The following is a 21962-nucleotide window of genomic DNA, read 5'->3' as shown; positions in this document are numbered from 1 at the left end:
ATATGAGGTGGTTAATTTGAAACAAAATCATGATTATTATCAAAATCTATTAAAAAGACTTTGTAAAGCTGATAATATTTCTCCTCGAAAACCTAGGTTTGAAAATATTGAAGATCTAGTAATTATTCATGTTAAAAATCATTTGAAAGAAGGGGTGGATTTAGAATGTTTTAAAATTTTAAATCTTATTTATCAAACAGTCGTACCTTTAGGTATAAAATTCAATCAACAGTTATATTTATATCCAAATGGAGATAGATTAGATAGAGTAGCGATAACCTTTAACAAAAATGATTATATACTTTTAAATGAAAAACTAGAAAAAGGAGAGATATAAATAATCAATACATATTGGAGATTGCCGCCCTATAAGTGGGCTATTTTTTTTGGTCTTCCTCATTGTTTTAGATACGCCGGTTGGTAAAATGCAAGCACCGCCAAAATTCGAATACTACCAGACCCCTGCATGTAGAAAAACTTTTTTATTCAACATTCTCCCCCCTTGGCAGTGTGTTTTCACTGGAAAAACAGGATGTGTTTACCATTTTGCATTAAAGCAATTAAAAATAAAAGTTTTTTAGTTAAAAATACCTAGATAGTGTAAATAATATTTGTGTTTAAAACTCCTATGGAAAAATCCATAGGAGTATGGGGTTGGGTTTTTCAATTATCTGCAATTCTGTTCCGTGTTCAAAAAATTTGTTTCGGACTCTCTCGCGATCGTGAATGGAGAGAAGGGATAATTAAATGGTCAATAGAATTGTTGTCTCTTCTCAACCAATGCAACCCATTGGAAACTTAGGACATCCGAATATGAGCGGGACAGCGTGTGCCTGGAGTGGAGCACATCGTTCAAATTACAAGTTATCCCTAATTTCGATATAATGGTTAACTGAGCATTCTCCAAAAGGAGAAAAAGTTCCAGAAGCAGAAGCAAAGGTGGAAAAAGTTCGCAAAAAGCGGCGGTGTGCAAAGCACTGTCAGGGTCTATCATGATCAACCAAAGTTATGACTACATTTCCCTTTTTATGTCCTTGTTCTACATATCTATGAGCCTCGGGAAGCTGTTCCAGCGAGTAGCGTTTATCAATGACCGATTTTATTTTTTCAGTTTCGATTAGCTCCTTGAGGAGTAATAAATCTTCCGTAAGTACCTTTGCTATTCCTTGTCCTTCGACGGACACGTATCGCCCGTTCGGGGTCAGTGCCTTCTTGCAGGCGGCTTTCGAGCTTTTCCCGACTGCATCAAAGATGATGTCATATCGCTCTTGTCTTTCCGTGAAATCCTCCTGCGTATAATCAATTACCTCATCTGCTCCCAATGATTTCACCAATTCAAAATTAGCGGCACTGCATACTCCGGTAACTTCTGTTCCAAAGTATTTGGCCAGCTGCACGGCTGAAGTCCCTACCGAACCGGATGCACCGTAGATGAGGGCTTTTTGTCCCTCCTGGATCTTGCCTTTTCTGAAAAAATGAAGGGCTGTCGTTCCTCCAAAAGAAACGGCGGCGGCCTCCTCATAGGTAACGTTGGCAGGCTTCATTGCGATTGGCCCGTCTTCAGGTAAACAGGTGTATTCGGCATGAGCCCCGAAATTCATTCCAGTCATGGCAAAAATCCGGTCGCCTATTTTGAATTTTGTCACATCCCTGCCCGTTTCCTCTATTTCCCCGGCCAGTTCCACTCCAAGTATTGGTTTTCGCGGTTTTCTAAGACCCAGGAAGATCCGCATCGGCAGCCATAATAAGAAGGGGCTCTTGAAGCTCCGGACTCTTATGTCCCCTGAAGCCACTGTTGCCGCATGAACCTTAACCAAAACTTCGTTATCCTTGGGTGTTGGTTTTGCTACCTCTTTGAGTTCCAGTACATCGGGTGAACCGTATTTGGTGCATATCATTGCTTTCATCGCGTGTCTCCTTCGTTTTTGATACAATCTTTTAATACTATGATAGAAGCTGTAATATAAAACTACATATAAGCGAAAAGGAAGAATGAATGCTTAAAAGCAGCAGGTATTTGTCCGGCATCGGTCAGGGGCAAGTGTCTCGCTGAGCGGGCGAATCTTTAGGGGACATTCTATAAGACAAAAGGAGATGAAAGTATGACAATTAACGAAAGACCGAGAAGAATAATTTTAGATTTAGCAGTTACTTTAGATGGCTTTATTGAAGGGCCAAAAGGAGAAATTGACTGGTGCATTATGGATCCCGAAATGGGGTTCACGGATTTCTTAAATCAAATTGATACCATTTTTTATGGAAGAAAAAGCTATGATTTATGGGGACAGTATACTCCGGAAAATGAGGTATCTGATACTGAAAAAGAAATGTGGAAATTAGTTCATGGCAAAGATAAATTCATGTTTTCCAGAACAAAAAAAAGCACTGATGATAAAGTGACAATCATAAATGATCATATTGTTGAAGAAGTAAATGAATTAAAGAAAAAGCCTGGAAAAGACATCTGGCTTTATGGCGGGGCAAGTCTTATTACAACTTTTATAAGATTTGGGCTGGTTGATGAATTTAGGTTATCTGTTCACCCTGTTGTTTTAGGGGAAGGGAAACCTTTGTTTATTGACATGAAGGAGAGATTGAATCTAAAACTGGTTGATACAAAAAGATTTTCCTCTGGCGTTGTTCAACTTTGCTATCATCTTAATGAAGGGTAATTTAAATGATCAAAATTTTAACTCCATTTTAAAAAAATGATGAATTCACGAGTAAAACCGCAAAACTCACGAGTAAATGCTTAGAATTCACGAGTAAATCCCCAAAACTCACGAGTAAAACAAAAAAAAGGTATCCACACTTGATATGTGGATACCTTTTTTTATGTATATTGACATTTATAAATTATAAAATGTAATATATATGTTGCAAAAAGTTAAATAAATCATATAATGGAGTAAGTGATGGAATTAAATGGAGGTCGATCGATGATGGATTTATTTAAACGAACGAAAAAGATCACGGATGAGCGGGTTGAGCATGTAAGAAATAAAATTTATAAAGAAATGTATCACGTCATTTTGGCCATTTGCCTGGTGAGTGCACTTTTCAAACTATATAAATATGGTGCAGGCAGCGGGGAGCTATATCTGGAATTCGTGATAATCGTTGCAGGAGGGCTATACTACTTGGCTCGTTCCATTTTCTTAGGTGTTTTCTGGGATGAAGTGGAAATGCATGACCGCACCAGCAAAACACCGATGAGCAGGAAGACGATTCTTGGTTCGGTTGCTTTAGCATTGATCATCGCTATAATCATGGGGGTGAATAGTGCTGTAGCCTATGCGGATGGCAGTTCCCAGGGCGTATGGTATTTTGTATTGGTATCGTTTGTATCCGTTATGATCTATTTGCCGATTTTACTTTTGTTTTTTGGTGGTATATACTTGCTGGCGAAGAAAATCGGAATGAAAAATAGCGAAGATAATAAGAAATTGTAGGTGGCTTCCCTTGAAAAATATAAAACTGAAGCTTGCGAGAGTAGAAAAGGACTTGTCACAAGATGAACTGGCCAAGATTGTCGGCGTTTCCAGGCAAACGATAGGATTGATTGAATCCGGAAAGTATAATCCCTCATTAAGTTTGTGTGTCGGTATTTGTAAAGCATTATCGCGAACATTGGATGATTTGTTTTGGGAGGAAGACTGATTGGGGGTATCCATTGACTTGGATATCTTTTTTTTCAGGAATTTATCATCAAAAAATGGGGGAAGGTATAGATGGAGCATGTAAGCAAAAATCTAACATTCGAGAGGGATGGTTTGATGGATCGTACGATTGGTTACTTACGTGAGATAATATCTAACTATACGGACCAATATCCTGAAGCACAGGAAATTTATAATAAAATCAAAAGCGGACATTTTCATTCTGAAGAAGAACTAGTCAATAAGCTATCCGGTAAAGAAGCCAGACTCCTTAACCATATTCTTCCTCAGGAAATCAAGCATGCGAAGGAAGCGAGTGATACGGAACGGGTCACGCAATTATCAGAGGTATATGAACTGATTCTTATATGATAAAACCTTGTCCATGATGATCATGGACAAGGTTTTGTTGTTTTTTATTCCATTTCACTAAGTGAATCCATGTGACTGGCTATCATGGCGATGATCGTGCTTGCTTCTTCCTTGCTGAAAATGAAGTTCGTTTCATCCTTTATCAGGTCATCATCCGCTGTCCGAATCCGGTTGATCCTTTTCAGCACACCATCACCTGTTTCCTGAACGATACCGAATTGATACGTGACCTCCACTTCATTATCCTGGATATAGGCGGTCACTTCAGGCGTTTCCCAATCTACATCGATTTCGTATATATCGGAATCTTTGCCGTCTGGATCATACAAATCATCATTTTCATCATCCATATCCATATCCATATCATATTCGTAATCGGCATCATCCTCTTCCAAATAGTTATGGAAGCTCTCGTGGACAGCATCGACGATATCTTCAATGTCTGTAAGGATGACCTTGCTGATCTGCCCTAAATCAGGCTCGAACGATTCCATATAAAATTCTTCATTATACGGATCAAAAAACAGCGTGGAAAAATAATCCCTCTCATTGTCATCCAGCTCTGTATAAAACTCGATCCGTGGATGCTTCGACCCGCGCTCCACGATCATACTGCCATTACGGTCGTATTTTTCACAAATTGATACAAGATGATCCTGCAATTCCCCGCTAACTCTGTCAAACCATTCTAATGACATTAACATCCACATCCTTTCGTGATTATTATTTCCCAGAAAACACGAACATGACGTGCCATTTAAAGCCAAATGCCATTTATCTACGCATCAAAAATGTCAGTAATAAAAAACTAATTCAAAGGGAAAATAAGCTGAATAGCAAAAACGGTATTTGGATTTATTTCATGAAACAAACAACCGGACGGGCTTTAGGCTCAGGAATTGCTGCAACAACGAATTGGCTACTTTAATCTTCCCTATACCTTTCAATAATGAAGCCAATAAAATACCTGCTTGCTATTGGCAGTACCCTTTTATCCTTGTATGCCAAAGTAATTGTCCGAATAATGGAGGGAGAGATAGTTTTCGTTACAATATTATAGGGACATTTATTTAAGAGAAGTTTCGGTAAAATCGAAATGCCAAGCTCTTGTTCAATCATCGACATAATCGCATAGGGATCAAATACCCGGTATTGGGTATCAGGTTCAAAATTATCCTGTTTAAAACCTATTAATGGTTCATTTATAACTCCCTCATCCAACAGGATATAAGGATCTTTTAGCAAATCCTTCAATGATACTTTTGTGGAGGATGCTAAAGGATGATTCACTGGCAATACAGCCAGCATTTCATCTTCCTGCAGGGGTATCGTAGTTAGATCCGAAACATTTGAATTCACAAAGCCAAAGTCCACGCTTCCTTCTTTAATCCAATTTGAGATTTCCGTATAATTTCCTTGATGTAATTCGAAATGGACAGTTGGGTAAAGTTCCTTAAAATCTTTGATCATTCCCGGTATCCAATGACATGTAACACTGGAAAAGGTGCCAATTCGAATAAGGCCGCTTTGCAGTCCCTCCATCTCTTTGTGCTTTTCGGTCAGTTCCCTATGTGAATGACAAATCTTCCTGATAAATGGCAAAAATTCCTCGCCATCTGGTGTCAGTGTAATGCCCTTTCGAGAACGTAAAATAAGAGTGGTGGAAAGTTCTTCCTCCAATGAATGCACCATTTGGCTAATGGCGGACTGAGTATAGCCAAGTTCTTCGGCAGCTTTTGTGAAACTGCCTGTTTCTACGGTTTTGATAAAAGCATAATACGAATTCAACCCCACTAACCCCTTTGCATTAGCAATTGTAATAGAACTATTATAAAAATTGGTTTTACTAATGTAAATGGCAGAAATAAAATATAGTTGTGAAGAAATATTTGGTCAGGAGTTGAAGTAGAAAAATAATGAGGATTAATGTTAAATACCGAAATATTATTTATGCCTTTTTTATGGCTTTTAGTATGTCCTTTTTTATTTCATTTATATTAGTCTCAATAAATAGTGGTTACGATCATATATTCTTATCTACATGGATGAAAACTTGGTCACAGGCTTTTATCTGTGCTTTCTTTGGAGCTTACTTTTTTCCGAGAGTAATACAGCAAATAATGAGAAGAATTAATTTTGTAGAAAAACCGCCAATAATCGAGAAAGATTTTTTAGTGAGAGAAGAAGACAATGGATAATGGCCAATAAAGAATTAAAATTTCGGTAACAAATGTGGTTATTGTTTTAAAGAACTCCTGAAAAATAGTAAAAAAATATGGATTTATAGAGCTGCCCAAATGATGGGGAGCTTTTTATGCGTTTCCCCTGAAAAATATTAAGGCCATGCTACTTTCATCCCATAAAAGTTTATATAGAGTGTGAAAGGGGGTGAGTGATATGGCAAGTCAGATTCCAGTATCAAGTACGTTGCGGATCGATTTTGAGACGGGGTTAAATGAAAAAGGGGCTCTCGTTTTCAAGCGGAGGGCATTTTCGAACATCAAGGTCGAGGCGACAGCGGATCAACTGTTTTCATCAGCTGTTGCAATCGCAAGTGTGCAGAATCATCCAATGGGTGAAGTGACCCGGGTGGATGCGTATTCATTGATTGGCTAAACGGTTTTGATGTCGTACGAGGGGGAGGTGATTTGAATTGGCTAAAGTACTGGAATTGATTTTCGTTACGGAGGAAGGAAAGTCAGCGACGATTTCCGTTGATAATCCGAAGGAGCCGGTCGAGGTAAATACGGTTAAACTGGCAATGGAAAAAATCATTGCGGGGAACGTGTTCGTTACATCTTCCGGGGATTTCGTCGATTTGAAGGCGGCACGCCTTGTCGAGCGGAATGTCGAGGAAGTGGAACTTATCTGACGAACGGGAGAGTCATCAATGTCGGGCAAACTTGAAGTGAGGTGAATGAAAATGGATCAAATCCTGCCATTTGTCAGTGATATTGGGTTCCCGATCATTGTTACCCTCTATTTGCTTCATAGGATTGAAAAGAAATTGGATACTTTGAATGAAACCATTGTAGAGCTGCCAGATCGCCTGCGAGAAGGGATTCCCAAGTCAGGTTAAGGATAAGCGGGGAGCATCATGGGTGATATCATTCATGATGCTTTTCCTTTTAAATGGTAAAGTTTTAATAGATTCTAGTTTCATATCAAAACTATCGGGTATACATAAAACTGTAGCTAGTTCATCAAAAATCCAAACAATAAGGAGGAGTTTTAATGACTAACAACAATGAAAAAATGAGCAGGGAAGAAGCTGGCCGCAAAGGCGGGGAAACGACAGCAAAAAATCATGATAAGGAATTTTTCCAAGAGATCGGTAAAAAAGGCGGAGAGGCCACTTCCGAAAATCATGATAAGGAATTCTATCAGGAGATTGGCAAAAAAGGCGGAGAGGCTCGAGCCGATCAACGTGATGGTTCCGATGATTGAAAAATGAGCAAGGAAGAAACAGGACTTAATGGCGGGGAAAAAGTCGCCGCTAAATAAAAGAAGCGACCTGAAGTATTTAGCTGATTCTAGTTTTATAGCTGTTCAAGCGGGTACATGTCATATGTAGCTAGTTCAATGAAAATCCAAATAATAAGGAGGAATTTTTAATGACTAACAACAATGATAAAATGAGTCGTGAAGAAGCAGGCCGTAAGGGTGGAGAAACAACAGCGAAAAATCATGATAAGGAATTCTATCAAGAGATTGGCCAAAAAGGCGGAGAAGCGACATCCGAAAATCATGATAAGGAATTCTATCAAGAGATTGGTCAAAAAGGCGGAGAAGCGACATCTGAAAATCATGATAAGGAATTCTATCAAGAGATTGGCCAAAAAGGCGGAGAAGCAACATCCGAAAATCATGATAAGGAATTCTATCAGAAGATTGGCCAAAAAGGCGGAGAAGCGACATCCGAAAATCATGATAAGGAATTCTATCAGGAAATCGGCGAAAAAGGCGGAGAGGCACGGGCCAATCAACGAGATGGTTCCGATGATGGAAAAATGAGCCGTGAAGAAGCAGGACGCAAAGGCGGGGAAAAAAGCCGCCGTTAAAATATAATCCAGGAAAACTCATGAATGACCGACCGAGGGAAGTGAACATTCCCTCGGTTTTTTTATGCCATCCCAATGGAAATAACCTTCTCAGCACATTACAAAGTGTGCTTGGAAATTAAAGTGGGTAAAGAAATAACACCTAGAAAAGAAAGAGGTGATGAAGAAGTTGATCGTCCATTATTCATTTCCCCGTTTAAAAGTAGGCGGAGTTACATTCACTGCACGGCATTCATTGCTTGCTCTTGGTCTTGCGGGCATCGCTTATCTCATTTCCAATAAGAGGACGCATCAAGCGGTATTCAACACGGCTTCCTTGATGTGTAAGATCGAACGGAAAGAAGATACCATTAAGCTTATGTGGCCTGATGAAGGTGGTTTCTATCGGGTATTCAGGGGGCAAGAGCTGATTTACAGCGGCCCGGAGCCAAGGATGGCAGATCGGGGACTGACTCCAGGAACCATCTATACGTACACGATAGATAGCCTGAATGAAAAAGAACAGGCAGTGAACAGGATGAAAATACAGACATCAACAACCGCCGAGAATAAAAAAGAGGATAATATCCTTTTGGATTTGGTATTCACCACGATTGTCGCAAAAGGCCAAGCCAGCCTTGAATGGGAGCCCATTAAAGGAATAAAAGAGTATCGGGTTTACCGAAACGGCGTGGATATTGGGAAAGTGGGCGGATGTTCCTTCAGTGATCGGAGTATTAGTGAGGATCAGGAATACACATATACCATTAAAGCCAAGCGGCCCCTTCCGCGTTCAGAGCAGGAGTCCTATGCCGTGAAATCCCTTGTAGCGAGTATTGTCGGAGCCGTAAAAAAAGGTTCATCCCAAGCACAGGCAGCGATCGAGGAAATAACGAATACGAAAAAGATAGGACCTGTAAAACAGCTTTTGCAGCCAGTTGGAAACGATGTGGATGGTAAAAAGAAAAGAAATTGGCAGCTGCGCTATTCCACCTTTCTACCGGAAGAGTGGCTGAAAAACCCCAATCTTGCCTCAAAGGTTCCCTATTTTAAAGGAGACAACCGCGGGTTTGATCCTGAATCACCCCGATACAGGACAAGGGTCGATGTGTACATTCACGAAAAGGAAAGTGAAGCCGAGATTGAATGTACCAAAGCAGTCGGGAAAAGTGAGGCCTACAACCATGATGGGGATTTCCTCGAAGAAGGAGTGGCCTCGGATGAAGACATTGTAGTGAAGCATGTATTATCCAATCATGAGAAAACGACGATTCAGCTGACACACTCTGTAGGCAACCCAATCATCATTTCTCCTGCAGTGGATTATAAAGTGATCGGGACCTTTTACCGAAATGGCGAAATCAACATAGCCGGGTATCATGATCAGGCACCGCATCACGAAGTCTACCTAAAGGAGGCAGATGAACAAAACTGGGAACCCCTGCACCTAGCGGAAAACAAAGGGCTCGAAATGATGGCACATCCAACGGCCAATCATTTATGGAGATACTCCACATTTACACAATGAAAGGACGAAAAGCATTCTAAAACAAAAAACAAAAAGGACCTCGAATACTTGAAGTCCTTTTTGCTTGTTGATGTGGCCTTTTTTATAAAAATCGCTTTCGAACACTTGGCGACGGCAGCATACAGCTTTCTTCTTTCTTTCCGAACCATTTGTAACGGTTCCTGGCAATGAAATCATAAACGAAGTTCCGGATGAGGCTTGGAACGATGATGAAACCGTAAAGCAATTTCCACGCCCCTTGCAAGCGGCGGCAAATCCTCAAGGCTGCAGACGATTTATAGTAGGCCTTATCCCTTTCAATCAGCACCATGCTATCTATATCTGCAGGTACATCATACTTCTTCAGCAACTCTTGTCCCGCCTCACTTTGAAGTGAAGCGTAATGAAAAAGCCCCTGCGGGTCCCGCTTTATGATGAACTGGACACTCGAATCGCAAAAGTTGCATTCACCATCAAATAAAATGACCGGATTCATGAACATTCCTCCTATAGAGAGACGTTATCATACTCATGCTTCTATAATACACTACCCGTTCTGGTAAGGCGAAAACGTATGGAACTGCTTGGAGTTTTGAAATTTTGGAAGTTCTTGCTCGTTCCGGCAAGTCACTAAATGGGAGCGTGTGCCATAAGAAGGCCGCAATTGGCGGTTAGCACCCTGGTTTAAGTCTCTGTTATCAAACTGTTATTTTCCATTAACTATCCTGTAAACAAGCTATGGTATGGTAGATACTCCAATGAATTTCCTTTAGTAAAAAAGCCGGCAATCCTTTTTTAGAGGAAAGCCGGTTTTTTCATTCAAACAATAATTAAGGTTTAGGAAATATAACGAGCAGTTTCTTTAGAGGAGGTAAGATTTAATGAAACGTGATCCTTATTTTGATAATGCGAAAGCTGTTTTAATCGTACTAGTGGTTTTGGGACATACATTAGCTCGAATGGTAGAAGAAAACGAATGGATTTTAACTATTTATTTGTTTGTTTTTTCATTCCATATGCCAGCTTTTATTTTAGTGTCCGGCTATTTTTCAAGAAAGATAAAAAGTAAAAAGGACCTCTGGGTGCTAATAAAGAAAATCTTAATTCCCTATGTAATATTCCAGGTGATTTATACCTTCTATTATCAGAAGTTATTTGATGAACCGATTGAATTCACAATATTGACTCCAAGATGGGCCTTATGGTTCTTAATAAGCTTATTCTGTTGGAATATATTATTGTCAATATTTACCTCAAGGAAATATGGTATCGTTTTTTCGATAATTGTATCTCTAATAATCGGTTACATCGGTGAAGTAAATGAATGGTTAAGTTTGTCGAGAACGTTCTTTTTCTTTCCTTTCTTTTTAATTGGACATTTTTTAGAAAAAGATCATTTTGAATGGGTTAAAAAGAAAAGTAATGCCCTAATAGGCTGGGGTCTACTTGGGTTAATCTTTGCCGGCATTTATTTCTATGGTGAAATTACTTGGAGGGAATGGTTTTATGGCCGTTTAGGTTATAAGGAATTAATGGAAGGTCCCATTGCCCTCGGTTTTATATATAAGTTGATCGTTTATTTAATCATGGGAGCGGCAACTTATTGTTTTCTTTGTATTGTTCCTAAAAAGCATACATTTTTTACTGAAATAGGATCGATTACTTTAGTTATTTATCTGTTTCATATGTTTATTCTGGAATATGTTTATAACTCATTTATTTATGATTGGGTCAAAGAAAGTGGCCAATATTATGTTTTATTAGTCATATCTGTAACGATTATATTTATATTATCAAGAAAACCGATTGTAAAAGTCGAATGTATGTTATTAGGAATGAAAATGAAAACATGACAAATAACTAGCCCTTCAGATTGAAGGGTTGGGACTGTAGACAAACTTGATAAAAACAAGTTTGTCTAAATTTTTTTTATTTAGGTTTATAAAACCTCGAACGTCGATTGGAACGTAGGGCACTCGCTTTCCGCAGGCGGTCCGGGAGCCTCCTCGTCGCTTTTGCGCCTGTGGGGTCTCCCCTGGACTCGCTTTTCCCGCAGGAGTCTCGCACCTTCCGTTCCAATCAACTTTGTTTTTAAAATTTAGATAGAACCCCTTTTGTCTACAAACTAAAAGTCCGCTGTAAATGGCGGACTTCTGTTTGAATATAAAAGAGGTCAGAGCCCGAATAGTGATGAAGGTCGAACAGGAACGGTCGAATATAGTGCCTCAACGGTCGAATACTATGTGGGGTAGGCAGAATACTGTGCGTGAACGGCCGAATATTGTGTGGTTTAGGTCGATAAACTGCGTCAATGGCCCAAGACAGTGCAGCTGGTCGAATAAAGTGCTCCGGTATTTATCGTTTTTTACTGTAATCCTTATTGGATTGAAGAAATTTGCGACACTCCTGCCGAATTACTGGCTTGCCAAGACCCCGCAGCCGCTTGCTTTGGTGCGGCTTGGCATACAGTCGGCGGAAAGGGAGCGGATTCCTGAAATCATCTGGACGTTTTTTAAATAAAAAAACGGCAGTTAAACTCGCTTTTCTTAGAGTTTGTCTACAGTCTGAGCCCTTCGGTTTGAAGGGTTTTTTTCATGAAAAGAAATTGCCAGATACTTAGTGATTTACAAAAAAATCCATTTAATCAGGATTAAATGGAGGCGCCACTAAAAGGGTTACAACCCTTAAAAAGTTATTTCAGGAAAGAAAATGAAGGTCATTAACCGAAATGTTTCCAAAATTATTAAAGGGTAATTACTTTTGTATTTCACTTTCAATAAAACATCTTTTAACTTTCAAATTTATTTTATTATGACTATATAGAATTTTACTATCATTAAAGGAGAGGCATATGAGAAAGTTTTTCTTCATCTTCATCTTGGCTTTAATCCCCTTCGCCTCTACGACTGTAAGTGCAGAATCTGACTTACCTCTCAATAGTGAAGCAGGGATCATTATTGATGCGAAAAGCGGGAATGTATTATACGAAAAAAATATGAATAAAAGGATGTATCCAGCCAGTCTAACGAAAGTTGCCACGGCTATATATGCTATAGAACACGGGGATCAGAATGAACTGGTGACGATAAGCAAAAAAGCAGCGGAGGCAGACGGGTCTTCGGTATTTATTGAACCTGGGGAGGAAATAGAGCTTTCCAAATTAATTGCAGGAATGCTGATCAACTCCGGAAATGATGCAGCCATCGCAATTGCCGAGCATATGTCTGGCAGTGAAAAACTGTTCATGGAAGATTTGAATGAGTTTTTAAGAAAAGAAGTGAACGTCACCGATACTCATTTTACGAACCCCCATGGATTATTTGACAAAGACCATGTAACGACAGCCAGTGACCTTGCGAAAATTACCCAATATGCAATGAAAAATGAAACGTTCCGTGAGTATTTTGGTAAGAAGGAGTTACCATGGGAAGTGGAAACATGGGACACAACTTTAGTTACCCATCATAAAATGTTAAAAGGCGAACTCCCCTATAAGGGAATAACCGGCGGGAAAACCGGTTTTGTCAGTAAATCCGGTTACACCCTGATTTCTACGGCCACTAGGGGAGAACAAGACTTGATTGCCGTCACTCTGAAAGCTCCTTCGGACAAGGTTGCCTACTCTGATACTGAGCTTTTATTCAACTATGGCTTTGACAACTTTAAATCAGGCAAAATTGATAAAAAAAGCAAACTTTTTTCAGCGGACTATTCTAATTCCTACACGCTGAACGAAGACTTATACTATACTCATTTAATCAGTGATCAACCTAGTCTTAAAACGAGTAATGATGGAATACTTTCAATCATGAACCAAGAAGGGGAACCAATAGAATCCTTTGACCTTAAAAAGGTCGCTGATGTCAGGAACTCAGTATTGCCTGCCCCGATTAAAAAAGAAACAATCGATGATGAGCTAATAAAATTTTCTGTCCCATTTCTAGGATTGGGAGGATTTTAGCACTCGTTACTAAAGAAACTCACTGACTGGCTATCAGAGGCGTTGCTGTCTATACATACCCAGCTTATAAGTAATATAAACAATAAGAGAGTGCACTTATAATGACAAATAGGTGTACTCTTATTTTTATGATTTTAGGCCTTTATAATCCGAGGACAGGAATATTCTTATAAAAGTACCGTAACCGAATTGGAAATGGAGTATATGACCATAATAGTGTTAAATAAAACTATTAGGGATGATTTCATGATGTATATCTATAATGATTATGGGGGTACACATACCACGTCGTTGGCTGCCGCATATCATTTAAAACAATTACCTCAATCGGAAAGAAAATTAACTTCGGAAGAAATATTAAATGTAAAATATTTTAATAAATTAACGAAAGAAGATGCTGGAAAGCTAATTTTTCGCGGGATCGATGAAGATGGCAACTCAGTTTATACAATTGGACATAAAAGAGAAAAACTTGTGGTTCCAGCATTAAAAGAATTGACTTTACTACTGGAAGAGAAATTTCATTTTAACGAAGTAATAGTATTCTCCAATACATCTCCAACCGTACCTATTGCCATGTCTATAGGGGGATTTTTATCAAGAGCATTAAAAATTGATTTTATAGGTGTACCATTATTGCTTATAGGTGCCAAACAATGCTGTGATAATATTTTTCGGCTGGTTGAAAATACGAAACAAATCGGGAAAGCAGCGAATGGGGAAAAAGTGATTATATTGGAAAATGAGGTATATAAGTAATAATAATAAATTTTAATAAACTTAAATGTCGATATATATATTAAGTCAACAATTGATGTTGGCTTTTTTTTGTTACGCTTCTGGATGGATAAATGCAATAGAAGAGGTAGTACTTGTTCATTTAACGGGTACATTAGCTGAGGATAAAGCTGTCTTTAAGGCAGCTTTTCTTTATGCAACGGGGCAGTTTACTTCAATATGGAGTAAGTATTTTTTGTTTTAGAAAAAAAAAGGAATTTAAATTGATTATTAACAATATAAATTGTTATAATTAGTACCAGGTATTAATACTAACTACTAATAAATATATGGGGTGAGCATATGATAGGGGCGAGAATAACAGCTATCGGGACATATGTTCCAGAAAAAAAATTAACAAACTTTGAACTTGAGCAAATGGTCGAAACAAATAATGAATGGATTATTCAAAGAACCGGGATTCATGAACGAAGAATAACTCGTCCTGATGAATTTACCAGTGATTTATGCGTTTCTGCAGTAAAAGATTTAATGCACAGATATAATAAAAAAGTCAAAGATGTTGATATGATTATTGTGGCAACAAGCACACCAGATTTACCTTTCCCATCTGTCTCAAGTATCATACAGGACCAATTAAATATATCCCAAACAGGTGCCATAGATTTAAGTGCAGCGTGCGCAGGATTTGTTTATGCAGTACATACAGCACACAGTTTAATTTCTTCTGGGTTCCACAAAAAGGTACTAGTTATTGGAGCAGACACACTCTCAAAAATTACAGATTATACAGATAGAAATACATGTGTTTTATTTGGTGATGGTGCTGGTGCGGTATTAGTTGAAAGAGATGAACAATCAAAAAGTTTCATTGGATTCCATCTAGGAAGTGATGGGAGAGGAGCACAACATGTATATCGGCCTGGATTATCAAAAAAGATCAATGGGATTGAGTTAATAGATACTCAATATCTTGTACAAAATGGTAGAGAAGTTTTTCGATGGGTTGTAAGGAATGTTCCTGAGAGTATAAGACAGATATTAGAAAAAACGCAAACGAGTTTAGATCAAGTTGATTGGTTTATACCTCATAGTGCTAACTTAAGGTTGATAGAGCCAATTTGCGAAAAAGTAGAATACCCAATGGAAAAAACGCTTTATAGCTTAGTCAACTTTGGAAATACCTCTGCTGCTACCATTCCTTTAGCTCTTGATCTTGGAATCCGTAAGGGAAAAGTCAAAAATGGAGACCGAGTTCTTATGTACGGATTTGGATCGGGATTGGTTCACGCTGGACAACTTTTAGAATTAAATTTTGACGAACAAATTAATACTCCTAAACCGTTGTGATGTATACTAAGTAATCTTTTAGCTAAATAGTGATTTGATGGTTAGGGATGTACTTATGGAAATGCTGCATTTCTTTCACTACTATTGAGGAACTTAATACTTTAAATTTTCTGTGGAGGAGTATATTTTATGACGCATAAACTTTATCCTCGAGAAGGATTGTGAAACATTCTACTTAAACCAACGGGTGCGTTAGCTGAAGATCAGTGCTGTCGGCTTTATTTCAGAAAATTGAATGGCGATTTTACAAAATAGAAAAAATAACCCCGAAAGATCGGGGTTATTTTTTATTTACTTGACGTCCACTTTTTTTTGGGCTCTGTGAACTTGTGTTCCCAATTTGAAATTCATTACCTAGTTCAACATCATTTCTTTTATCCTGTTTCTCGATTTGCTTTCTCGTTTGATCCTTGTTTTGCATCCCTTGTTTAGACAATACGTATCCATCTCGCTTTCAATGTTATTGTTTTTAATATGCGCAAGTATAAGGAAAATACGTATTATATTTTTAAAAAATTCTTGTCTTTAGTAACTTATTATTTAGCCTTGTTGAATATCAGGTGCGTTTGCTTAAGATTGACTGTCTTTAAGGCAGTTTTTTCTTTATGCATAACGGGACAGGTTAGCATTCCTGTAGATTGTTAAATATCAGGTTTGAAAAAAATAGAGCCCCTCAGTAAGATACGAGTATAGAGTCCAATCTAACTCAGAGTCTTAAGGAGGAAGCCCTACTATGAATTTTAAAATGCAAGACAAACAAAATCAACTAATAGAAAGAATTTCCGATACACACCTTATTGTTGGTGTGGATATCGCTCAACAACTACACGTTGCAAGAGCAGTTAACTTCCGTGGAATTGTAGTTGGAGACCCTCTTACATTTGAAAATAATGAAGAAGGGTTCCTTAAACTATTAAAATGGATCCATGATTTAAAAAGATTAAAAAACTTAGATGCAGCAATAGTAGGTATGGAGCCTACAGGCCATTACTGGATTAACCTTTCAAAATGGTTATATAACCAAAACATTGAGGTTGTAACAGTCAATCCCCACTTAGTAAAAAGGAATAAAGAGAATCGTGATAATACCCAATCTAAGAGTGATAAAAAAGATGCGCTCGTTATCGCGGATATGGTCAAAAACGGCTACTATTCCTTTATTCACCCATCATCAGAATCCTTTGAGAAGCTTAGAGTTCTAATGTCTAATCGTGATGTGATTGTTAAACGTCTCGTGATGTCTATTAATCAAGTAAATCGATGGGTGGATGTGGTCTTTCCTGAACTCAGACAAGTGTTTAAAGATGTAACGTGCAAAGGGGCGATCGCAACCCTTCGTTTATTTCCTACACCGGATGAAATATCTTCACTAGAAACACTAGATGTCATGAGGGGTTGGAAGTCTTTAATGAAATGACAACCAGGACCCAAGAAGGCTCAATTACTAATCAATCTAGCAAAATCCTCTATTGGGACCGGACAAGCTCTTGATGCTTATAAATTCCATTTAGAACAATTATTAGAGGAATATGACCTCGCTGTCAAACAACTCGAAAGAGTTGAACAACAAGTTAAAGAAGTTCTCTACAAAATCCCATTTTCAAAAAAACTACTTATGATTAAAGGAATAAGTGAAGTTTCATTAGCTGGGATACTGGGTGAATCAGGAGATCTAAGTGGTTTCTCTCACGGAAACTCTCTATTACGGCATGCGGGATTACATCTAGCTGAAGCAAGTTCAGGCAAATGGAAAGGTCAGATTGTCATTTCAAAGCGTGGAAGGTCAAGACTACGACGATTCCTCTACTTAGCAACTATGAGCCTTGTGATGAATAACCCTGAGTTTAAAGCCGTCCATTCCCATAATGTGAAGGTAAAGAAGATAAAGAAAATGAAATCAATCATGAAACTGATAGGTAAACTAGCAAGGATTTTTGTAGGAATAGCACGACGAAACGAGTCTTATTGTCCAAATAAAGTCCAAGTATTAGTCCCTTTAGCAGCATAGAAATAAAACATTAGTTATATAGAATGTATCATTAAAAATAGTTAACTTTAATTTTGAATGTTGTCTTATTCGTAGGATTTCAAATATGTACGAGTACCAGGTTTCTTGAACAAAAGGGCACTGTGACCCATCAGGTTAGCATAACTGGCCTCCACCCCTTGGATAGGCATGACGAAGGAATGAGAGGGCAATTGACCCGTTGAGACATGGGAGGGAAAGCCTCCAGGGGCGGCGTGGAGATGTACATTATATGGTAAAATATGGAGTTATAGCCTGACTCCTTTATTTAACTATGCCTTCACGAATCCTAACTGACCTGAACTCATTTCATTTACCCGTAAGTCTAATTACAAGGGTTATGAAATCCTGCGAATAAGTGAGCATTCGAGAGATATTCGCATCAAACTGAGGGAGTTTAATAAGAATCTCTTCTCTAACACAAAAAAATGGGTAAGTTCACAGGCGTTTAGTGAAGTTGAAAATATATTGAATTAGAAAGGGGTGATTGAAATAACAAACAATCGATTTTTTTCATCAAAATTTAAACCAGAAACTACGAAATTACAGAAACATCAATTATTAAACTCCTGTTTAGAAAAACTAACACCTCCGCAAGGGTGTAACTTCTTTCCTCCAAGACCTTGTGGGACTCTTTGTGACTGTTGTGTTTCTCCACTTCAGTCCGTCTTACGGCAGCTGGTAGGGCAAACTGTAATTCTCCTCACTGTCGCAGACCCACCAAACACTGTTCCTCTTTTGTTCTTTGTCACTATCACTGATGTAAATGATTTTTTGGTTACCGTTACGGATGGCATGACAACTTCTGTAGTCAGCATTGCGGACGTGGTGGCGGTCGCTATTATACCCCCAGGGCCGAATATCAACTTAACGCGCCCGGTCAATTTTCAGGGGAAATGTGACTGTCGAGAAAGACCTCTTAGGCAATTGTTTGATTCCCTTGTTGGATCTTCGGTGGATATCAGACTAAGTCAAGGTTCTGTGGCTGAAAACTTTAACGTGGAGAGGACGGGTCTTGGCATTGTGTTTGGTCAGTTATTTCTTTTCGGAGTGGGCATTACAGCCAATGTAGCTATCTCATTATGTCAAATTACAGATGTAAATACAGACCCAACTCCTACTGTAGCTTCGGATGATATGTTTTTTACTCAGAAAAAAGGAATGAAATCATCTAAGTAAAATCAAGATCACAAAGACAGGGAGAGTTGAACATCTCATGAAAAAACACATATATTAACTTCTTTTACACAAACCCTCTTTAAACGGGTGCGTTAGCTGAAGAACAGAGCTGTCTTTAAGGCAGCCTTTTTTTATGTAACTTTAGTTCAACAAGGGGATAGATTGTTAAATAAGATGGTAATTGAACTTAATCGAACAATAAACCGCCACCCGAAAGTGGAGGTTTATTATTGAATCGAGGAAATTACTGTTCTTTTAAGCTGGTTACAGAAACACTTTGTTTTTTATTTGGGTCATCAAGGGGATGGATTGTAGCTACTCCACTTTGTTCATCCACATGCTCAATGTAGATACTTTCCTCATTATAGGTTACATTAACCATATTTGGTGAAGAAGCAATTTCTTCTGCTCGTTGTGCGTTCATTTTAGCCACCTCCTTTGAATTTGCAACATGTATAATATTTGTTCCGAATTACTTAGATATACTTGTTGTAATTAAAATTCTTCCAAGAATCTACACCCTTACTTAACGTCAGCTGAAGTTCGAGTTATATTTAAGGCAGCTTATAATCATTTAGACTAACGTGGCAAGCCAGTTCAAAAGATTAAAATCTGTTGTTTGGTATAATTACAGAAAATTAAAAAAGTTTTGGAGGATGTAAAAATGCATATTAAAGGATTTTCGATTTCTACTGATAAAAAGTATTTAGATGTAGATTTAATACATAATTTTTTGAATCAAGAAGCTTACTGGTCAAAGGGAATAACAAAGGAAACAGTAATGAAGTCAATTGAAAATACGACCTTATGTTTTGGGGTTTATAAAGGTGAAATAGGTAATGAGGGTAGTGAACAAGTTGGATTTGCAAGGGTAATAACAGATTTAGCAACACATGCATACCTTTGCGACGTGTTTATATTGCCTGACTATCGTAAATTAGGATTATCAAAATGGTTAATGGATGTCATCACCAACCATTCCGAGCTGGAAGGGGTTCGCAGGTTTATGTTAGCTACTAATGATGCACATTCATTATATAAAAAATACGGTTTTAATCAGATCGATAATCCAGAGCTATTTATGCAAAAAGTCCGTAAATCTCCATTTTAACAATAAGTTTATTTCAATAACGGGTGCGAAAGGGATTAGACCCTGCATAATCGTGCACAGAATGTCGGATGATTCGTTTCAAGTCCTGCTATTCTTTTGATATAAGGAGGTCATTGAATGGATTTGCTAAAAAATATGAATGGTGCCATTAACTTCATTGAGGAAAATCTTACGAACGAAATTGACTTTAAAGAAGTTGCGAGGATAGCTTATTGCTCGGAATATCATTTTAAAAGGATGTTTTCCTTCCTTGCTGGTATTTCACTATCCGAATATATCCGCCGAAGACGACTTACACTTGCGGCGTTTGAACTAAGAGATAACAATATAAAGGTCATTGATGTAGCGATAAAGTACGGATACAGCTCACCTGATTCTTTTGCAAGAGCGTTTCAGCATTTGCATGGCATCACACCATCAGAAGCGAGAAGTAATGGCCATTCACTTAAAGCCTATCCACCGATGTCCTTCCAATTATCCATTAAAGGAGGCAGTGAAATGAACTATCGAATTGAAGAAAAAGAGGCATTTCACATTATTGGAATTAAAAAAAGAGTTCCAATCATTTTTAACGGGGTTAATCCAGAGATTGCATCTATGTGGAAAAGTTTAGACGAGAAAACGATAAATGAACTTAAAAACTTATCGAATGTCGAGCCATTGGGGCTGCTTAGTGCATCTGCGAATTTTTCCGAAGGCCGAATGGAGGAAAAAGGGGAGCTTGATCATTATATCGGTGCAGCGACAACGAGGGAATGTCCAGATAACTTAACACAGCTTGAAGTTGATGCATCTACATGGGCAGTATTCGAAGCGGTAGGTCCCTTTCCTGAAACACTGCAAAATGTATGGGGGCGTATTTATTCCGAATGGTTTCCATCCTCTAACTATGAACAAAGGGAAGGACCGGAAATCCTTTGGAACGAAAATAAAGATATAACCTCACCAACATTTAGAAGTGAAATATGGATCCCCGTTTTGAAAAAGTGAGGATGGACGAAAGATTTATTCGAAAAGCTGTCTTAAGGCAGCTTTTTTGTATGGAACAAGCAGGGCAGGATAATGGAATAAGGGCTAGGTATTATTTGCTATAACGAGCTATAATGATGGTTAGAAAGTGCTTGTATAAGGAGATTGGGAAATGCCTGTTATTGAACATCAACAATTTATTAAAGCACCAGTTGACTTATGTTTTGATCTTGCAAGGAGCGTGGATATCCATACCAAAACGACAGCGAAAACGAAGGAAGTTGCTGTTGATGGTGTGACAGAAGGGCTATTAGAGGAGGGTGATACTGTAACATGGGAAGCCATTCACTTGGTATTAAACAAAGGCTGAAAGCCCAAGTGACATTAATGGAAAAGCCAAATAAGTTCGTGGATATTATGGTGAAGGGAGCCTTCCATTCCTTCGTGCACACACATCAGTTTATGGAAGAATCGGGCGGAACCATAATGATAGATGAATTTCAATATAAGTCACCGTTCGGTCCAATTGGAGTTTTAGCTGATAAGTTGTTTTTAGAGAAGTATATGAGAGAATTTATCATTTCTCGTGCAAAGGCACTGAAAAAGATTGCCGAGAATGTGCACTAACCTTGTTTAATGAAAATATCAGGGGCTGCTGTCTTTTTTTGTTGCAGAAGAGATAAATGCTTTTAAATTACGAAGATATTATTGATATACAAAAAGGACTAAGTAAACCTTATGGCGGGCAAACAGACCGATGGGGAGTAATGATTGATTAATAGCTGTAATTGTTAAAAATTACCGGTTCTTAATGAACGAACGGGTGCTTTAGTTGAAGTTCGGAGCTGTCTTTATCACCGGCACCCTGAACGTTAGCAAATGGCTCGGCTCAGCGGTACAACCGTGTAAGGCCCGCGGATACAACCGACCTTTAATTATAATTACGGATCAAATCTTTTGCAGCGATTTGATCTTTTTATTTGTTTTTATAAGAATAACATAAATAGAACAAATGTTCCAGTGTAAAAGTGTAAAATTATTACTTTTTTT

24 protein-coding genes and 3 pseudogenes are annotated in these 21962 nt (G+C 38.3%); 22 read left to right on the top strand and 5 right to left on the bottom strand.

What is annotated here, in order from left to right; translation table 11 throughout:
• Window positions 1-16: 16 nt before the first annotated feature.
• The gene (locus QNH43_RS21720; RefSeq protein ID WP_283915628.1) at window positions 17-337 is read left to right on the top strand and encodes a hypothetical protein; all 321 of its coding nucleotides are present in this window, start codon (window positions 17-19) and stop codon (window positions 335-337) included.
• Window positions 338-980: 643 nt separating this feature from the next.
• Here QNH43_RS21720 and QNH43_RS21715 read toward each other — a convergent pair.
• Window positions 981-1907 carry an NAD(P)-dependent alcohol dehydrogenase gene (locus QNH43_RS21715; RefSeq protein WP_283915627.1) on the bottom strand — a complete coding sequence of 309 codons (927 nt, stop codon included), beginning with the start codon at window positions 1905-1907 and terminating at the stop codon, window positions 981-983.
• A gap of 195 nt (window positions 1908-2102) precedes the next feature.
• Between QNH43_RS21715 and QNH43_RS21710 the strand changes: the two genes are divergently transcribed.
• The 4 genes from QNH43_RS21710 (at window position 2103) to QNH43_RS21695 (ending at window position 4031) form a co-directional block, all read left to right on the top strand.
• Window positions 2103-2672, top strand: a complete 570-nt coding sequence (locus QNH43_RS21710; RefSeq protein ID WP_283915626.1) for a dihydrofolate reductase family protein — start codon at window positions 2103-2105, stop codon at window positions 2670-2672.
• Between the two features lie 267 nt (window positions 2673-2939).
• Window positions 2940-3452, top strand: coding sequence for a DUF6773 family protein (locus QNH43_RS21705; RefSeq protein ID WP_283915625.1), 513 nt, complete (start codon window positions 2940-2942; stop codon window positions 3450-3452).
• A 10-nt stretch (window positions 3453-3462) separates the two neighbouring features.
• Window positions 3463-3660, top strand: coding sequence for a helix-turn-helix transcriptional regulator (locus QNH43_RS21700; RefSeq protein ID WP_063235187.1), 198 nt, complete (start codon window positions 3463-3465; stop codon window positions 3658-3660).
• Window positions 3661-3731: 71 nt separating this feature from the next.
• A complete protein-coding gene (locus QNH43_RS21695) occupies window positions 3732-4031 on the top strand; it encodes a sigma-G-dependent sporulation-specific acid-soluble spore protein CsgA (protein WP_283915624.1) in 300 nt (99 codons plus the stop codon).
• A gap of 44 nt (window positions 4032-4075) precedes the next feature.
• On the opposite strand, the gene QNH43_RS21690 is transcribed toward QNH43_RS21695, so the two are convergent.
• Window positions 4076-4729 (bottom strand): hypothetical protein, encoded by a 654-nt coding sequence (locus QNH43_RS21690; protein ID WP_283915623.1) that lies wholly within the window; start codon window positions 4727-4729, stop codon window positions 4076-4078.
• 226 nt (window positions 4730-4955) lie between these two features.
• Window positions 4956-5825 (bottom strand): LysR family transcriptional regulator, encoded by an 870-nt coding sequence (locus QNH43_RS21685; protein WP_283915622.1) that lies wholly within the window; start codon window positions 5823-5825, stop codon window positions 4956-4958.
• Window positions 5826-5947: 122 nt separating this feature from the next.
• Between QNH43_RS21685 and QNH43_RS21680 the strand changes: the two genes are divergently transcribed.
• The 7 genes and pseudogenes from QNH43_RS21680 (at window position 5948) to QNH43_RS21650 (ending at window position 9599) form a co-directional block, all read left to right on the top strand.
• Window positions 5948-6229, top strand: coding sequence for a DUF2798 domain-containing protein (locus QNH43_RS21680; protein ID WP_349654783.1), 282 nt, complete (start codon window positions 5948-5950; stop codon window positions 6227-6229).
• A 199-nt stretch (window positions 6230-6428) separates the two neighbouring features.
• A complete protein-coding gene (locus tag QNH43_RS21675; RefSeq protein WP_283915621.1) occupies window positions 6429-6647 on the top strand; it encodes a DUF1659 domain-containing protein in 219 nt (72 codons plus the stop codon).
• Window positions 6648-6684: 37 nt separating this feature from the next.
• Window positions 6685-6903 (top strand): DUF2922 domain-containing protein, encoded by a 219-nt coding sequence (locus QNH43_RS21670; RefSeq protein WP_053536155.1) that lies wholly within the window; start codon window positions 6685-6687, stop codon window positions 6901-6903.
• Window positions 6904-6954: 51 nt separating this feature from the next.
• Window positions 6955-7110: a YvrJ family protein gene (locus QNH43_RS21665; protein ID WP_076364148.1), complete on the top strand. Its 156-nt coding sequence runs from the start codon at window positions 6955-6957 to the stop codon at window positions 7108-7110.
• A gap of 155 nt (window positions 7111-7265) precedes the next feature.
• Window positions 7266-7463, top strand: a pseudogene (locus QNH43_RS21660) (KGG domain-containing protein); the annotation flags it as partial.
• Between the two features lie 182 nt (window positions 7464-7645).
• Window positions 7646-8092, top strand: a complete 447-nt coding sequence (gene gsiB / locus QNH43_RS21655) for a glucose starvation-inducible protein GsiB (RefSeq protein WP_283915620.1) — start codon at window positions 7646-7648, stop codon at window positions 8090-8092.
• Between the two features lie 160 nt (window positions 8093-8252).
• Window positions 8253-9599, top strand: a complete 1347-nt coding sequence (locus QNH43_RS21650; RefSeq protein WP_283915619.1) for a DUF3238 domain-containing protein — start codon at window positions 8253-8255, stop codon at window positions 9597-9599.
• An 82-nt stretch (window positions 9600-9681) separates the two neighbouring features.
• On the opposite strand, the gene QNH43_RS21645 is transcribed toward QNH43_RS21650, so the two are convergent.
• The gene (locus tag QNH43_RS21645; protein WP_283915618.1) at window positions 9682-10074 is read right to left on the bottom strand and encodes a thiol-disulfide oxidoreductase DCC family protein; all 393 of its coding nucleotides are present in this window, start codon (window positions 10072-10074) and stop codon (window positions 9682-9684) included.
• A 385-nt stretch (window positions 10075-10459) separates the two neighbouring features.
• Between QNH43_RS21645 and QNH43_RS21640 the strand changes: the two genes are divergently transcribed.
• From QNH43_RS21640 to QNH43_RS21610, 7 genes and pseudogenes are all read left to right on the top strand, one after another.
• The gene (locus QNH43_RS21640) at window positions 10460-11431 is read left to right on the top strand and encodes an acyltransferase family protein (protein ID WP_283915617.1); all 972 of its coding nucleotides are present in this window, start codon (window positions 10460-10462) and stop codon (window positions 11429-11431) included.
• A gap of 304 nt (window positions 11432-11735) precedes the next feature.
• Complete coding sequence (locus QNH43_RS21635) at window positions 11736-12098, top strand: hypothetical protein (protein ID WP_283915616.1); 363 nt, start codon at window positions 11736-11738, stop codon at window positions 12096-12098.
• Window positions 12099-12429: 331 nt separating this feature from the next.
• Window positions 12430-13539: a D-alanyl-D-alanine carboxypeptidase family protein gene (locus QNH43_RS21630; protein WP_283915615.1), complete on the top strand. Its 1110-nt coding sequence runs from the start codon at window positions 12430-12432 to the stop codon at window positions 13537-13539.
• A 246-nt stretch (window positions 13540-13785) separates the two neighbouring features.
• A complete protein-coding gene (locus tag QNH43_RS21625) occupies window positions 13786-14298 on the top strand; it encodes a DUF3189 family protein (RefSeq protein ID WP_283915614.1) in 513 nt (170 codons plus the stop codon).
• A 321-nt stretch (window positions 14299-14619) separates the two neighbouring features.
• A complete protein-coding gene (locus tag QNH43_RS21620; RefSeq protein ID WP_283915613.1) occupies window positions 14620-15627 on the top strand; it encodes a ketoacyl-ACP synthase III in 1008 nt (335 codons plus the stop codon).
• A 733-nt stretch (window positions 15628-16360) separates the two neighbouring features.
• A pseudogene (locus QNH43_RS21615) lies at window positions 16361-17635 on the top strand (IS110 family transposase).
• A 501-nt stretch (window positions 17636-18136) separates the two neighbouring features.
• Window positions 18137-18832: a hypothetical protein gene (locus QNH43_RS21610; protein WP_283915612.1), complete on the top strand. Its 696-nt coding sequence runs from the start codon at window positions 18137-18139 to the stop codon at window positions 18830-18832.
• Between the two features lie 244 nt (window positions 18833-19076).
• On the opposite strand, the gene QNH43_RS21605 is transcribed toward QNH43_RS21610, so the two are convergent.
• Window positions 19077-19256 (bottom strand): small acid-soluble spore protein H, encoded by a 180-nt coding sequence (locus QNH43_RS21605; protein ID WP_283915611.1) that lies wholly within the window; start codon window positions 19254-19256, stop codon window positions 19077-19079.
• Between the two features lie 240 nt (window positions 19257-19496).
• Here QNH43_RS21605 and QNH43_RS21600 point away from each other — a divergent pair, with 240 nt between their 5' ends.
• The 3 genes and pseudogenes from QNH43_RS21600 (at window position 19497) to QNH43_RS21590 (ending at window position 21539) form a co-directional block, all read left to right on the top strand.
• Window positions 19497-19943, top strand: coding sequence for a GNAT family N-acetyltransferase (locus QNH43_RS21600; protein ID WP_283915610.1), 447 nt, complete (start codon window positions 19497-19499; stop codon window positions 19941-19943).
• 117 nt (window positions 19944-20060) lie between these two features.
• Complete coding sequence (locus tag QNH43_RS21595) at window positions 20061-20933, top strand: AraC family transcriptional regulator (protein ID WP_283915609.1); 873 nt, start codon at window positions 20061-20063, stop codon at window positions 20931-20933.
• A 151-nt stretch (window positions 20934-21084) separates the two neighbouring features.
• Window positions 21085-21539 (top strand): annotated as a pseudogene (locus tag QNH43_RS21590) (SRPBCC family protein).
• The last annotated feature ends 423 nt before the right edge of the window (window positions 21540-21962 follow it).

It is taken from the genome of Peribacillus simplex, assembly GCF_030123325.1.
Classification (GTDB): domain Bacteria; phylum Bacillota; class Bacilli; order Bacillales; family DSM-1321; genus Peribacillus; species Peribacillus simplex_D.
Note: the sequence above shows the minus strand (reverse complement) of the source record. Positions and strands in the feature narration are given on the sequence as shown.